This window comes from Oceanobacillus locisalsi (assembly GCF_042675985.1).
GTDB classification, from domain to species: Bacteria; Bacillota; Bacilli; order Bacillales; family Amphibacillaceae; genus Oceanobacillus; species Oceanobacillus locisalsi.
The window spans coordinates 167,019-182,417 of record NZ_JBHTKK010000001.1 but is presented as its reverse complement, the minus strand read 5'-3'; the positions used below and the strand labels follow the sequence as shown (position 1 = coordinate 182,417).

General features: G+C 41.3%; 14 protein-coding genes and 2 riboswitches. All 14 genes read left to right on the top strand.

What is annotated here, in order from left to right; genetic code table 11:
- Window positions 1-44: 44 nt before the first annotated feature.
- Window positions 45-3,275 (top strand): fused isobutyryl-CoA mutase/GTPase IcmF, encoded by a 3,231-nt coding sequence (gene icmF, locus ACFQ19_RS00800; protein ID WP_379589975.1) that lies wholly within the window; start codon window positions 45-47, stop codon window positions 3,273-3,275.
- Between the two features lie 216 nt (window positions 3,276-3,491).
- Window positions 3,492-4,013: a DNA-directed RNA polymerase subunit delta gene (gene rpoE / locus ACFQ19_RS00795; RefSeq protein WP_379589974.1), complete on the top strand. Its 522-nt coding sequence runs from the start codon at window positions 3,492-3,494 to the stop codon at window positions 4,011-4,013.
- A gap of 198 nt (window positions 4,014-4,211) precedes the next feature.
- Window positions 4,212-4,391: riboswitch (cobalamin riboswitch) on the top strand.
- A gap of 261 nt (window positions 4,392-4,652) precedes the next feature.
- The gene (locus ACFQ19_RS00790) at window positions 4,653-5,654 is read left to right on the top strand and encodes an ABC transporter substrate-binding protein (protein WP_379589973.1); all 1,002 of its coding nucleotides are present in this window, start codon (window positions 4,653-4,655) and stop codon (window positions 5,652-5,654) included.
- Entirely contained in the window at window positions 5,614-6,669 is a 1,056-nt protein-coding gene (locus ACFQ19_RS00785; protein WP_379589972.1) for a FecCD family ABC transporter permease, read from the top strand. The genes ACFQ19_RS00790 and ACFQ19_RS00785 overlap by 41 nt, the downstream gene beginning before the upstream one ends.
- A 4-nt stretch (window positions 6,670-6,673) precedes the next feature.
- Window positions 6,674-8,170, top strand: a complete 1,497-nt coding sequence (locus tag ACFQ19_RS00780; protein ID WP_379589971.1) for an adenosylcobinamide amidohydrolase — start codon at window positions 6,674-6,676, stop codon at window positions 8,168-8,170.
- The gene (gene cbiB / locus ACFQ19_RS00775; RefSeq protein ID WP_379589970.1) at window positions 8,148-9,113 is read left to right on the top strand and encodes an adenosylcobinamide-phosphate synthase CbiB; all 966 of its coding nucleotides are present in this window, start codon (window positions 8,148-8,150) and stop codon (window positions 9,111-9,113) included. Before ACFQ19_RS00780 ends, cbiB begins: the two co-directional genes overlap by 23 nt.
- Entirely contained in the window at window positions 9,088-10,164 is a 1,077-nt protein-coding gene (gene cobD, locus ACFQ19_RS00770) for a threonine-phosphate decarboxylase CobD (protein ID WP_379589968.1), read from the top strand. The genes cbiB and cobD overlap by 26 nt, the downstream gene beginning before the upstream one ends.
- Complete coding sequence (locus ACFQ19_RS00765) at window positions 10,146-10,706, top strand: bifunctional adenosylcobinamide kinase/adenosylcobinamide-phosphate guanylyltransferase (protein WP_379589967.1); 561 nt, start codon at window positions 10,146-10,148, stop codon at window positions 10,704-10,706. Before cobD ends, ACFQ19_RS00765 begins: the two co-directional genes overlap by 19 nt.
- Window positions 10,703-11,542 carry a cobyric acid synthase gene (locus ACFQ19_RS00760; RefSeq protein WP_379589966.1) on the top strand — a complete coding sequence of 280 codons (840 nt, stop codon included), beginning with the start codon at window positions 10,703-10,705 and terminating at the stop codon, window positions 11,540-11,542. Before ACFQ19_RS00765 ends, ACFQ19_RS00760 begins: the two co-directional genes overlap by 4 nt.
- A complete protein-coding gene (gene cobS, locus ACFQ19_RS00755) occupies window positions 11,542-12,348 on the top strand; it encodes an adenosylcobinamide-GDP ribazoletransferase (RefSeq protein ID WP_379589965.1) in 807 nt (268 codons plus the stop codon). Before ACFQ19_RS00760 ends, cobS begins: the two co-directional genes overlap by 1 nt.
- Window positions 12,306-12,932, top strand: coding sequence for a histidine phosphatase family protein (locus ACFQ19_RS00750; RefSeq protein WP_379589964.1), 627 nt, complete (start codon window positions 12,306-12,308; stop codon window positions 12,930-12,932). Before cobS ends, ACFQ19_RS00750 begins: the two co-directional genes overlap by 43 nt.
- A complete protein-coding gene (locus ACFQ19_RS00745; protein WP_379589962.1) occupies window positions 12,884-13,327 on the top strand; it encodes a bifunctional adenosylcobinamide kinase/adenosylcobinamide-phosphate guanylyltransferase in 444 nt (147 codons plus the stop codon). The genes ACFQ19_RS00750 and ACFQ19_RS00745 overlap by 49 nt, the downstream gene beginning before the upstream one ends.
- 1 nt (window position 13,328) lies before the next feature.
- Window positions 13,329-13,916, top strand: coding sequence for a cob(I)yrinic acid a,c-diamide adenosyltransferase (locus ACFQ19_RS00740; protein WP_379589961.1), 588 nt, complete (start codon window positions 13,329-13,331; stop codon window positions 13,914-13,916).
- A gap of 6 nt (window positions 13,917-13,922) precedes the next feature.
- Window positions 13,923-14,627 carry a hypothetical protein gene (locus ACFQ19_RS00735; RefSeq protein WP_379589959.1) on the top strand — a complete coding sequence of 235 codons (705 nt, stop codon included), beginning with the start codon at window positions 13,923-13,925 and terminating at the stop codon, window positions 14,625-14,627.
- Window positions 14,628-14,852: 225 nt separating this feature from the next.
- A riboswitch (cobalamin riboswitch) is annotated at window positions 14,853-15,038 on the top strand.
- The last annotated feature ends 361 nt before the right edge of the window (window positions 15,039-15,399 follow it).

The following is a 15,399-nucleotide window of genomic DNA, read 5'->3' as shown; positions in this document are numbered from 1 at the left end:
AAGAAGGTTTGCTATTGCGAAAGCGAACAAAGAGGGGGATTAGCATGACAGAAGAACGTTATTCACCAACGTATTCAATTCGTTTTGTAACCGCTTCCAGTCTTTTTGATGGCCATGATGCGTCAATAAATATTATGCGGCGTATTTTGCAAGCCAGCGGCGCGGAGGTGATTCATCTAGGACATAACCGTTCGGTAGAAGAAATCGTTTATGCAGCTATTCAGGAGGATGTCCAAGGGATTGCTATCTCATCGTATCAGGGCGGCCATGTAGAATATTTTAAATATATGATCGACCTGCTGAAACAACTAGATGCATCACATATTCAAGTATTAGGAGGCGGCGGAGGGACGATTCTTCCACGTGAAATCAAAGAACTTCATGATTATGGAGTTGCATGGCTGTTTTCCCCGGAAGACGGGAGAAAATATGGTCTGCAGGGGATGATTGACCGGATGCTGGAAAAATGTGATTTTCTTCCTCCGCTAGACATGGAAAAAGATTTCGAGCAGTTAAAAGAAGGAAATCGGTTAGCAATTGGTAAATTTATCACCTTGATGGAAAATGGCGAAGAAAACACGAAGAAGCAGGTACTGGAAAAAATCGCAGAACATCCAAAACAGAAAACACCGGCCCTTGGAATTACTGGAACAGGCGGATCTGGGAAAAGTTCATTGACTGATGAATTGATTCGCAGGTTTTTGAATGAAATTCCAGACCGGAAAGTAGCTATTCTATCTATTGATCCATCCAAGCGAAAAACCGGAGGAGCGTTACTTGGAGACCGGATTCGTATGAACGCAATCTTTTCAGAACGGGTGTATATGCGCTCGCTTGCAACCAGAAATTCTGGAACAGAGCTTTCGGACGCTATTCGGGAGGCGATAGATGTCGTACGTGCATCAGACTACGACCTGATTATTGTCGAAACGAGCGGTATTGGACAGGGAGATGCAGCGATTACAGATATTACGGATTTGTCGATGTATGTGATGACAGCAGAGTTTGGAGCACCTACACAATTAGAGAAGATAGATATGATTGATTATGCTGATTTTATTGTGATTAATAAATTTGAGCAAAAGGGATCAGAGGACGCGCTTAATCAAGTCCGGAAACAATACGAACGCAGTCATATGTTATTTCATGAGGACAAAAGCCAATTTCCTGTCTTCGGCACGATAGCAAGCCAATTTAATGATGAAGGGACAAACGCTTTATTTGCTTCCTTGATTGATCGGATAAATACAGATTTTGAATGGGAAGCAGAAGTTCCGTTTAAGCGCCATGTCATTTCTGAAAAGAAAAATCAAATCATCACCAATGAACGCAGACATTATTTGCAGGAGATTGCTTCCTATGTTCGAAATTATGATAAGCGCGCCGAAAAGCAGCAGAAAATTGCTTCTAAGCTCTATCGGTTAACAGGAGCTAAAGAGGAAGCGGGAGAGGAAGCAGCTGCTTCATTGGATCAAATGATTACCACTTATGAGCAGCAATTAGATGGGAATGCCATACAGTTATTGGAGAATTGGGAGCAGCTAAAGGAGAGTTACCTTGGCGATACATTCACATTTAAAGTCAGAGATAAAGAGATAATGATGGATTTGACAACAGAGTCTCTTTCCGGCTTAAAGATTCCGAAAATTGCGCTGCCCAAATATCAGGATTGGGGAGATCGTCTCTATTGGTTAATGCGAGAAAACGTTCCAGGTGCTTTTCCTTATACTGCAGGTGTCTTTCCGTTTAAACGAGAAGGGGAAGACCCGACGAGGCAATTTGCCGGTGAAGGGACACCAGAGCGTACGAATCGCCGTTTCCATTATCTATCGAAAGGGGAGGAAGCGAAACGGCTCTCTACCGCATTTGATTCCGTGACTTTATATGGAGAAGATCCTGCGGAACGACCGGATATTTACGGAAAAGTAGGAAACAGCGGTGTGAATATTTGTACATTGAATGATATGAAAAAGCTCTACAGCGGCTTTGATTTAACCAATCCATTAACATCTGTTTCCATGACAATCAATGGTCCGGCACCGATTATTTTAGCAATGTATTTTAATACCGCCATTGACCAGCAGGTCGATACGTTTACCGAGGAACATGGACGCCCGCCGACAAGTGAGGAATTCGGCCAAATTCAGGCAGCTACTGTCTCCGTTATTAGAGGAACCGTACAGGCGGACATTTTAAAGGAAGACCAGGGGCAGAATACTTGTATTTTTTCTACCGAATTTGCCCTGCGGATGATGGGAGATATTCAAGCGTATTTTATCGAAAATAAAGTACGTAATTATTATTCTGTCTCGATATCCGGGTATCATATTGCAGAAGCTGGCGCTAATCCGATTACTCAGCTGGCGTTCACTTTAGCAAACGGGTTTACTTATGTTGAGTATTATTTAAGCCGGGGAATGGATATTGATAAGTTTGCACCTAACCTTTCTTTCTTCTTCTCCAATGGGCTGGATCCGGAATATACCGTAATCGGCCGGGTGGCAAGAAGAATCTGGGCAATTACGATGAAGGAAAAGTACGGTGCCAATGAACGCAGTCAAAAGCTGAAGTACCATGTACAGACATCAGGGCGTTCTTTGCACGCACAGGAAATTGACTTCAATGATATTCGTACCACATTACAAGCGTTGCTGGCTATTCAAGATAATACCAATTCCTTGCACACCAATGCATATGATGAAGCGATTACGACCCCGACAGAAGAATCTGTCCGCCGGGCGATGGCCATTCAGATGATTATTAATAAAGAGTTTGGGCTGGCGAAAAACGAAAATTCCATGCAGGGTGCCTTCATTGTGGAAGAATTAACAGACCTTGTGCAGGAAGCGGTGCTGCAGGAATTTGAACAGATGAATGACCGCGGCGGTGTACTGGGTGCAATGGAACGCCAATATCAGCGCGGGAAAATTCAAGAGGAGTCCCTTTATTATGAAGGAAAGAAACATTCGGGAGCCCTGCCGATTGTAGGGGTAAATACGTATTTAAATCCTAACCCGACGTCAGAAGAAGACATTGATTCGATGGAACTTGCCCGGGCAACAGAAGAGGAGAAAATGCACCAAATTAAAGAACTGCGCCGTTTTCAATCGGAGCATAAAGAGGATGTAGAAGAAGCTTTGAAACGATTGAAGCAGACAGCCGTAACCGATGAAAATATCTTCGCAGAATTATTACACACTGTCCGCTATGCCAGCCTTGGCGAGATTACCAAAGCACTTTATGAAGTCGGCGGGCAGTACCGTCGGAATATGTAATAGTTTGGATCAGTAATAAAATGGAAATAGAGATTTGTGTTCCTTGAAAATATAAGAAACATCATACTTTTTAATCGCATCATAAACTGCGCAATTTTTACTGGATAATTGCATTTAAATATGTTTATAATGTAAGATAGACTTATTGTGACGAAATAAGATATATCTGCCTAACTGTGAGCATAAATAGTATGATTATATTTTTAAAAGGAGTGCATGAACGTGAGTGTGAAAGAGATGACACAGGAACAAATCGACGAAATATCTATGATTGAATTAGGTTCCCTCATTTTACAAGAAGAAAATAAAGCAATCCCGTTTCAGGATTTGTTTTCTAAAATAGCAGATTTAAAAAACTTATCAGAAGAAAAAAAAGAAAATTCAATTGCACAATTTTACACAGATATGAATTTGGATGGACGCTATTTAACCTTAGGATCCGGTGTCTGGGGATTAAAAAGCTGGTATCCGGTAGAACAGGCTGAAGAAGAAATTACGGAAGAACCGAAAAAACGGAAGAAAAAGAAAAAAGCGCCGGCTGAAGAAACAGCAGACGTTCAAGAAGATTTAGATGTAACAGATGAAGACATTGATAGTATAATGGATGACTTCGGTGAGGATACCTCTGAAGGTGCAGAAGAAGACACGGACCTGGAGGAAATTGAAGATGAAGTAGACGGTGTTATTGGGAAAGACGATTTGGATGAATTAGATTATGAAGATGATAATGAGCGTTAATGATTTGTTATATACAGTAAATCATTCATAAGTAATATAACAGTTAGTTAAGTTGAGAAAAAACTATAAAAAAGCTGGAACAAGAGCAGAGAAGCAAACTTGTTCCAGCTTTTTTATAGATAATCATTTTTTCTAAAAAATCTAAACAGTTCTTATAGTTTTTCAGGATAAAACGTTGTAAAATAGACTTAGAAACAATTACATAAAATAAAAATAGGTGATTTTTTTAAAATCATAAAGGGAAGTTGGTGTAAATCCAACGCGGTCCCGCCACTGTAAATGCGAGCGAGCAGAGCTAGCCACTGTACAAATATGTATGGGAAGGATCTGTAAGTGATGACCATGAGCCAGGATACCTGTCTATTTTTATCTCAGTGCCAATCTACGAGGATAGTAAGGTGAAGCAGTATTTCTGAATCTTTCTGACATCTTCATTTGCCGTGGAGATGTTTTTTTAATAGTTTTTTAGCTTGCAGGGTCAGGTATATGCCATGGACAAACTGCCTGTTAAAACTATTTGATTTCCGGGAAATTCAGTAACGTACGCGTATTAAATGAAAACCATTTCACTTTTGCGTCCTCTATGATATGCATTGGCTGAGCATGTAAAACCTATTAAAATCAAGGGGGGAAAACAAAGTGAAAAAATTTTTACGTGTACTATTATTAGCACTGTTAGCAGGGTTTTTAATTGGATGCAGTGATAGTAATGACAATGCAGATGATGATGCATCAAATGATGAGACAGCAAATGAAGAATCAGCTTCAGAGGAAGAAAATGGAGATGATTCCGCCTATCCGTTAACCATAACAGACGCAACAGATAATGAAGTTACGCTAGAGGAGGAACCGGAGCGCATTGTTTCATTAATGCCGAGCAACACAGAAATTACATTTGCTTTAGATCAGGGAGATAAGATTGTTGGTGTTACCGATAATGATACCTATCCGGAAGAAGTTTCCGATATTGATTCGGTTGGCAGCATGGAATTTAATGTAGAAGCAATTATTGGCCTTGATCCGGATGTTGTGTTAGCGCATGAATCCCTGGTTGCTTCAGCACAGGAAGCATTTGAGCAATTAGCCGATGCAGATGTTGACGTATTTACCGTTGCAGATGCAACAGACGTGGATACAACGTATGAAACGATTGAAAATATTGGACAAGTTGTAGGCGCGGAAGAAGAAGCAGAACAATTGGTTTCAGATATGCAGGCTGACTTTGCGGAATTAGAAGAAATGACTTCAGAGGTAGCAGAAGAAGATCGTCAATCCGTCTTCTTTGAGATCTCTCCTTCACCAGAGATCTTTACGGCCGGTCAGAATACATTCCTGGATGAGTTATTGCAGATTATAAACGCAGATAATGCAGCTGGGGATCAAGAAGGATGGGTGGAGATGGATGTTGAAGCTATTATAGAATTAAATCCGGAAGTTATTATTTCAACCTATGGTTCTTATGTAGATGATCCGATTGGTGAAGTGACTTCAAGAGATGGATTTGCGGATGTAGATGCGGTTGCAAATGAGAGAATTTATGATGTAGATTCGGATACTGTATCCCGCCCGGGGCCACGCCTTATTGATGGTGCTGAAGAAATTGCAGAAGCAGTCTATCCGGAGCTTTTTGATGAAGAGTAACTTATTGAAATATGCGCTTTCGATAGCGTTTTTAATCAGTGCAATGCTGATTGCAATCTCGGTTGGCAGTGTAGCTGTCCCGATACCTGAAATCATTAAAATTATCGGATCAGAAGTGTTTCATTTGACTATCGGGGATAAAGTTGATTCGATGTACATCAGTATTGTATATGATATTCGCCTGCCGCGCGTTATTCTGGCAGGTCTTGTGGGGGCCTCTCTTGCGATTGCTGGAGCGGCCTTCCAAGGTTTATTGCGAAACCCTTTAGCGGATCCGTATATTCTCGGTGTATCCTCGGGTGCATCTGTCGGTGCAGTATCCACTTTATTTTTTAATATCTCTATCCCTTTTTTAGGAATGTATACGTTGCCATTTATAAGTATTCTTGCAGCTTTAGCAACGATTATGATTGTCCTCTTTTTTGCAAAGAAGATTGATAAAACAATGCGTGTGGAGTCTATTATTCTTACAGGAATTATTTTCAGCGCCTTTTTGGGGTCAATTATTTCTTTAATTATTGCCTTAACCGGCGAAGAATTACAGCAAATTATGGGCTGGCTCTTAGGGAGTGTATCCATGCGGGGCTGGAGATATGTTGGCATCATTTTACCGTTCTTACTGATTGGCGGTCTATTATTGCTAATAAATACACGGGAATTAAATGCAATGTCACTTGGAGAAGATCGTGCACAGCATTTAGGAGTCGACGTGGGAAAACGGAAAATGCTTATCTTGGCTTCAGGTTCGATTTTAACAGGAGCGGCAGTAGCTGTTTCTGGTACGATTGGTTTTGTCGGTCTGGTTATCCCGCATTTAACGAGAAAGCTTTGGGGACCGGATCATATACATCTTCTGCCATTGTCCATGATTACGGGAGCAGGCTTTCTTATCCTGACGGATTTATTATCCCGCACCATTATCTCCCCGCAGGTTCTGCCTGTAGGAGTGATTACAGCACTAGTGGGCGCTCCTGTATTTGCGATGATTTTAATTAAACAGAGAAAAGGAAGGTAAAAAGATGCTTAACGTAGAAAACGTATCTGGCGGTTATGACGGGGAGAGAATCGTAAAAAACATTCATTTTACTGTTGAAAAAGGGGAATTCTTCGGGATTCTGGGACCCAATGGCAGCGGGAAAACCACATTACTGAAGATGATGAGCGGTTTATTGGAATTGCAGCAGGGTGAAGTAAAGATTGACGAGACGAATATTTCCGCTTTAACGAAAAAGCAGCTGGCGAAGAAAGTTGCCGTTTTGCCTCAATTATCGCCGCAAGTTTTTCCGTACACCGTGAAAGAAACGGTTTCACTTGGCAGATATGCACATCATCGCGGTTTTTTTCAGACGTGGACGGACGAAGATGAAAACATTGTACAAGAGGTTATGAAACAAACCAATATTAGTCATTTTCAGGATAACTCTGTGATGGAACATTCCGGCGGGGAACAACAGAGAATTTTTTTAGCACAGGCGCTCGTGCAGCAGCCGGAAATCCTGCTGCTCGATGAACCGACCAATCATTTAGATTTAGCGTATCAAAAGGAATTGCTTGATTTACTGAGAAAACGCGCCAATGAAGAAGGGCTGACCGTTGTTGCAATTTTACATGATTTAAATCTTGCAAGTCTTTATTGTGACAGACTTCTGTTAATGGAGAAAGGAGAAGCAAGTGCGATTGCGAATCCGAATGATGTACTTTCAGAAGATTTGATTAATCATGTCTATCATACGGAGGTCATTAAACAGCCGCATTCCAAAATTGCAAAGCCGCAGCTTCATTTAATGCCGGGGAAGAAAAGTGAGAGAGAGGGAGAGCAAGTGAGAATGGATGAATCCTTATTGTCTATTAGTCCGGAACGTATTGTATTGCAATCTGAGCAGCCGATGAAAACAGTATCTTCCGGTGTGGTGGGAGCAGGGATCGGCTGGTACAGTAATTTTGTGAACAGACATGTTGATGCAAATTATAATTGTACGGATCATCGGGAGGAAATGCGGACGTATTTAACACATCATGGATTTCACGTTTCCCAAACGGTTGGAATGATGACAGCTGTTGCGTTAGAGGATAACAGTCACCGTGTGTATGAGGGAGATGGTTTCTCTGTCATGATTGTTGTGACAGCAGGCATGGGGAATGCTGTAGACAGTACGCGCATGAACTCACCGGTAGCTGGTCCGGTCAAACCGGGCACCATTAATACATGGATTTTTGTCAATGGAAAATTAACCGATGAAGCCTATATTCAGGCGATGATTACCGCAACAGAAGCCAAGGCACAGGTACTGCGTGATTGTCATATTCTTGATACAGTTACCAAAAAGCAGGCTACGGGAACATCCACAGACAGCATATTAGTTGCAGCGACGCAACAGGGAAAAGAGCTCGATTATGCTGGGACAGCAACGGAACTTGGACATATAATCGGGAAAGGCGTTTATCAAGAAATGAAGCAGTCGATAGAGCGTTATGTTAAGAGGAAAGAAAAACATGATCATTTATCATTTAATTAGTATCACACTGGCAGTAATTATGGATCGTTTTATTGGGGATCCGCCCAATTGGCCGCATCCAGTACGTTGGATGGGAAGTTTTATTGCGAGACTGGAAAAACGTTTGAATCATGGAAGGTATCAAAAATGGAAAGGGATTGCCCTTCTGTTTGCAGTAGCGATAACCGTTCTTGCGATTAGTCTCCTGATAAGCTGGGGAGCGTATCAGCTTCATCCTGCTGCTGGAATTTTGGCAGAAGCATGTCTGATTGCAACGACAATAGCACAAAAGGATTTAGGAACGGCGGCACGGCGCGTTTATGAACCGTTAGCGTCAGGAGATATGGAGCAAGCCCATTATCAGGTTTCGATGATTGTTGGCAGAGATACAGAAGCGCTTGAAGAAGAAGAGATAACCCGCGCCACGGTAGAAACGGTAGCTGAAAGTATTGGAGACGGAATTACTTCTCCGCTTTTTTGGGCACTTATTGGAGGCGCTCCGCTGGCAATTTTGTACCGGGAAGTGAACACCTGTGATTCGATGATTGGACATAAAAATGAACAATATCAGCATTTTGGCTGGGCATCAGCAAAGTTCGATGATGTATTAAATTGGGTTCCCAGCAGGGTCACAAGTTTTTTGATGATGTTCACCAACCGTATACCATATCTAAAAAGAAAAGAAGCTTTAAAACGTTGGCGGGAAGATGCCAGGAAACATCCGAGTCCGAATAGCGGATTTTTTGAGGCTGCTGTTGCTTTATTCCTCGGAGTACAGCTTGGCGGGATTAATTATTACAAAGGGATTAAATCCGAGAGGGCACATATGGGAATAAGAAAACGCCCATTAGAAAAGGATGATATTTTACATACAATAAAAATCATGCAGCGCGCCGTGCTTACGTTCGTTATTATCTTATGGATTGGAGATGGCTTCCTTGCAGCTGCCGGCACATGGTTCTAACACAAAATATGTATATAAATCATTAGGAATGAAACAACCGGAACAAATCATTGATTTCAGTGTAAATATTAATCCGTTAGGTGCACCAGAAGTGTTACGGGAAAAATGGGATGAATGGTTTGCGGTGATTAATGATTATCCTGATCCATATGCGAACGATCTTATGGAACAGCTTGCCGTACAAGAAAATATACCAGTCACACATCTGCTTGCAGGAAATGGGGCTGCGGAAATCATCACGTTGATTGCCAGATATTTAGCGGGAAGCAGAGTAGCTGTTATTCATCCAGCCTTTTCAGAATATGCAACCGCCTGTGAGAATGAAGACTGTGACGTCATTCCGATTGTGCTCTCTGAGCCGGATTGGAATTTAGATGCTGCTGCATTAGAAAACCAGCTTCAGGGAGTAAAAGCAGTATTTCTGTGTAATCCCAATAATCCAACCGGCATGCATTATCAGCGGGAAACGGTAGAAGCATTCATGGAAATTTGTAAAAAAACCAATACGCTTTGTGTTATTGATGAAGCTTTTTATGATTTTTTACCCGAACCAGTGACGTATATAAAAACCGTGCTGCATCAAGAGCATGTGTTAATTATTCGCTCCCTGACAAAAATGTACAGCATTGCCGGATTACGTCTCGGTTTTCTTGCAGGAAACCCTGCATTGCTGCAAAAGATTAGTAAATCAAAGCCGCATTGGAGTGTAAACGCTTTGGCGATGAAAGCAGGTGTTGCCTGTTTACAGGACAGATCCCATGTTACAGAAACAAGGAAATTTGTCGAAGCTGAACGAACAGCCATCTTTAAAGAGCTTAAGGAACTTGGTTTTGAGTATAGCTTATCCCGGTTGAATTTTTATTTATTAAGAGACCCTGCATTACCGGTACAGAAACAATTATTTCAATATCTGCTAAAACAGGGACTGGTACTGCGCCACACAGAAAACTTTCCAGGGATTGAAGGCAAATGGCTCCGTGTAGCGGTAAAGCAGCCGGAAGCAAATAAAAAACTGCTGGAGGCGTTAACTGTATGGAAACAGGAGAATTGATTTTTATTACAGGAGGCGTCCGCAGTGGAAAAAGTGCTTTTGCAGAGCAATTAGCAATCAGGCGTGCCCAGAAAACAGACAGCAATCTTCATTACGTTGCGTGCGGTATCCCATCTGATAAAGAGATGCAGGAACGCATTCAACGTCATCAACAGGACCGGGAACAATCTGGATTTTCGTGGAGAACGTGGGAACAGCCCGTTTATTTATCACCTGTCGCTAATCAGTTTACAACGCAGGATGTGATTTTATTAGATTGTGTGACGACACTTTTAAATAACTATTTATTTCAAGAAAAAGTACATCATGAAAATACCGTGTTAGAACTGGTGAGAGCGGATATAGCCGCACTTTGTGAGCATGCGGGCAAGGTAATTGTTGTTTCCAATGAAGTATTACAGGATATGCCTTATGAGGAAGAGTTTACACAGAATTATCAAAGAATATTAGGAAATGTGCATCAGCAGATTGTAAAGAGAGCGGATCTGGCTGTTTTAATCGAAAGCGGGATACCGGTTGTGAAGAAAGGGAGATTGAAATGAAAGGAATCATGCTTCAAGGAACTGCTTCCCATGTCGGAAAAAGTATAATTACGACAGCTATTTGTCGAATGCTCGCAAGACAAGGATTTCCAATTTCTCCCTTTAAAGCACAAAATATGTCGAGTCATCATGTAACGCTTGACACGGGTCAGGAGCTGGCTATTTCGCAATATGAACAAGCACAAGCAGCAAAACGAAAAGCAGAGCCTTGGATGAACCCTGTCCTGTTGAAACCGTTGAAAAACATGCAGACAGAAGTATTTTTTGATGGGGAGTTACAGGGGATTATAACGGGTGCGAAATTTAAAGCTATGTATTATCAAGAAGCGCTTCAAAAGATTAAACAAGGGTTAATCCAGGCAGAGGGTAGCAGTGATTTTATAATTATTGAAGGTGCCGGAAGTCCTGTGGAGATGAATTTAAAAGAACGTGATTTATCCAATATGGCAATTGCGGAGTTAGCTGACGTCCCGGTTCTTTTAGTAGCCGATATCGAAAGAGGGGGTGTTTTTGCCAGTATTGTCGGTACACTTGCTTTACTTACGGAAAAGGAACGTGCACGCGTGAAAGGAATCATTATTAATAAATTTACAGGTCATTCCTCTCTTTTTGTGGAAGGTGTAGAATGGCTGGAAAATAATACGGGTATTCCGGTAGTGGGGGTTCTTCCGTTTATTCAACATCAGCTGAATGAAGAGGATAGTCTTGATGGGGGGAACCGGCCTTTTCAACCCAATTTGACAAGTAAAGAAGCAGATTTTGAGAAACTTGCAAACCATTTTGAAGCAAATATCGATCGGGAAAAACTGCTGGAAATAATGAGGGGAACAGATTAATGTTACACAGCATCTGCTTGTTTGTTACAGGAATTCTTGTCAATCTGCAGTTTTTTACGAGTATCCCGATTAAAAAACAATTTTCTCTCAATCCGCATCAGCTAACGTATGCACTTCAAACATTTCCGCTATTAGGTTTGCTTCAGGGAAGCATCTATGCTGCTTTTTTATATGTATTACAAAGTTTCACACCCTTTACCGATTTGATCATAACATTATTTCTTTGGCTTTTACTAATTATGCTTTCAGGCGGTATTCATCTGGACGGCTGGATCGATACAAGTGACGCTTATTTCTCCTACAAGTCTCCGGAAAAGAGACTGGAAATTATGAAAGACCCGAGGGTAGGAGCCTTTGGGGTATTATCGGTCATTGTTTTCTTGTTTACCAGATTTATCGTTCTTTATGAACTTATGCAAGCTGGAGAAACGACAATTCTTCTTTTTATAGTACTTATTCCGTTTTTTGGGAAAATGCTGCTTGGTGTATTTCTGCAAATGCTCCCTCCAGCCAGGAAAGACGGGATGGCGAGTTTCTTTCAACAAGGTAAGAGCAATTTTATTTGCCTAATATATATGATTTATCTAGCGATGATCGGTATCTTCATTTTCTGGATGCAAGTGGATTTACTGCCTGCTTATTTCCTGTTTATTGTAGTGACACTGCTAACAAGTATAGTTATTGCTAAATGGATCATAAAAAATTTCGATGGCATAACAGGAGATACATTAGGTGCAAGTTCAGAGGGGATGGAATTGATACTATGGCTGACATTATTACTATTACATTACTGCGCCATGGTGTAACAAAGGCGAATCAGGAAAAAAGATACCTTGGCTGGACGGACGTGCCGCTTCTATCCGAAGAAATAGAAAGGTTAAAAGCGGCTCAAGATTTTGGAAAGCAGTTTGACTTATGTGCAACCAGTGATTTATTACGTGCTAAGCAAACAGCTGCCCTGCTTTGTCCAAAGCAGGAAAAAATAGAAATAAAGAATTTTAGAGAAATGCATTTTGGTGCATGGGAAATGAAAACCTATGAAGATTTGAAAAATGATCGACGTTACCGGGCATGGATTGACGATCCGGAAAGCATTGCACCCCCAACCGGAGAAAGTTTTCAGGAAATGAAGCAGCGAATCAATGCGGGCTTTCGGCAATTAAGACATCAGATTAATAAAAGACAAAGTGAAGATACATTGCTTACAGCACATGGTGGAGTCATCCGCCATTTATTAATAAAATGGACGAGAGAGCAGAAGTCATTTTTTGAATGGAAAGTACCGCATAAAAAAGGAATCCGCTTAACATGGGAAATAGATGACTGGAAGGATGAGCGAAAATGCATTTCGTTACAGGAGGTGCCTTTAACGGAAAAAGAAAATGGGTGAAGCAGTATTATCCTGCTGATACAACATGGTTTTCAGCAATGGAATATGACAGGTGGCCGGTCCCGGATGAAAATGTACATTCCATGGTTATTTTTGAAGGGCTGGAAGCATGGATAAGCAAAGAAATAAATACAGAATTATCCGCGGACAGACTGTTAGACCGGAATATTAAAAAGGTAAAGAAATGGTTGGAATGGGAACAAAACGAGGAAAATCACAGGCTTGTATTGATTGGAACAGATATTTCAAAAGGAATTGTACCAATGGAAAAAGACAAACGTCTGCAGCGAGACGTTACCGGCTGGTTCTATCAAAAGTTAGTGGAGCAGGCAGATCGGGTGGATCTAATTTGGTATGGCATTTCCGAAACAATAAAAAATAAAGGGAGAGATTAGAATGAGACTTTACACACGAACAGGGGACAAAGGACAAACAGCGCTAATTGGCGGGAAAACAAGCAAAGATGACGTGCGTGTAGAAGCATATGGTTCAATCGATGAAATCAATTCCTTTGTCGGCTGGACGATTTCCTGCCTGAACCAGGATGGGTTTGAAGATATTATAGAAGACCTGGTAAAAATTCAGCATGAGTTATTTGATTGCGGAACAGAGCTTTCCAATGTTTCCAAGAAGGAACGCCCTCATCAGCTGACAGAAGAGATAATTACCTACCTGGAAGAGCGGATGGATCAATTAATTGATGAAGCACCAGACCTTGAACGTTTTATTTTGCCGGGCGGTTCCATGGCGGCATCTGCACTCCACGTTGCAAGAACAGTGACAAGAAGAGCGGAAAGACAAATGGTGACACTTTACCATGGAGCGGAAGAAATAAACCCCATTCCATTAAAATATATTAACCGTCTCTCCGATTACTTTTTCGCAGCTGCACGTGTTGTGAATGCACGTCTGGAAGTGGCGGATGTGGAATACGAGCGGAGTGCGAGAGTATTTCGCGGCAGTCACAAGAAAAAAGAGAAGTAAACATCAATGACCAATGCAGTTATTTTGCCGTTTGAGGCAAACAAAGAATTAGTGATTACGACAGATAATAGTGGAGCGATTGGGGAAAAAGAAGCCGACATAGTGAAAACTTCTAATCAAATCGTCGGGAAATTTGCTTGCCGTGTTGTACTGATGGAATGCCTGGCGGAAGTTGCCGAACCTGTTGCGGTGATTATGCAAAACTTTACGGGGGATACAGCCTGGCAGGATTATGAATCAGGCGTTCGTGAAGAGCTTGCTGAAGCCGGGTTTGCGGAACTGCCAATTACCGGAAGCACGGAAAGCAACTTTCCAGCCTTGCAATCTGGTCTTGGATTAACATTGATAGGAAAAAGAAAACAGAGAGATAGGTACCAATGGACAGGTGAGGAAAGTTTTGCGGTGGTAGGTACACCATATGTTGGTAATGATGTACTTGAGCATAAGGAGCATCTACCAAGCGCTTCTCTTTTGAAAAAATATGTTCAAACAACAGGAGTCAAAGCTGTTATACCCGTTGGTTCCAAAGGGATTGCAAAAACATTCCGGCTATGGACAGGCAGGGATGCAGAACTGGAATCAACCATGGATTTACAAACATCAGCAGGTCCTGCAACATGTTTTATAATTGCTTATAGCAAAGAGAGCGCAGAGGAGGCAGAACAGCTTGCAGGCAGTCTTTTTCATCCATTAATTGTATCCAATCGCTGAAAAGAAGACATGTCTATTTTCGGAGTTAGTTGGGTTAATGCATAACTAGGGGGACAAGAAATTCAAAGAGATTTAAAATTTAATTATTCATGGAATAAAGAATATCCAAAGAAATTTGTTTTCGTGCATAGATATAGATGCCTTCTTACTTTATAGAAATACGTGTCTTGAATAAATCCCCCTATGAAAAATAATCCGTTTACTATATAATAAAATTAACAAACTTTATATGGAAATTATTTTGGTTCATTTACAATGCTGTGAATGATTAAAAAGGAATCAGGTGTAAATCCTGAACGGTCCGGCCACTGTGAATGGTAGGTTTGCTCTGTATTGCCACTGGATAATCCCGGGAAGGCGGAGCAGATAATAGCCATGAGTCAGGAGACTTGCCAAAGTAATATGCACAGCTGCCTTCTGGGAAAAGGAGATGCATACTAGTAATTCAATGAAATACAAATTGAATTTTATTAGCTGCTCTCAACTAAAGACAGGTGAGGGTTTTTTTAATGTGTATAGAGCGGTAAGTAATAGGTATCACGCTTATCGTCGTTGCTTACTTTGGTTTGCGCGAAACCAAAAGTTTGTTAACCATTTGGAGCATTGCGGCGCAGCAATCTCTCTAAAGCCTTACATTCGTCGTAAGGATGGATAACGTTACAAAGAAGTAACCGAACGGACAGGTCATTACAAAGAAGTAATACCTGCAATGATGGAAGGTTTACTCCAAAGAAGTGGCAGATCTTCCTGTTTTTATTTATAAGAAACTCTA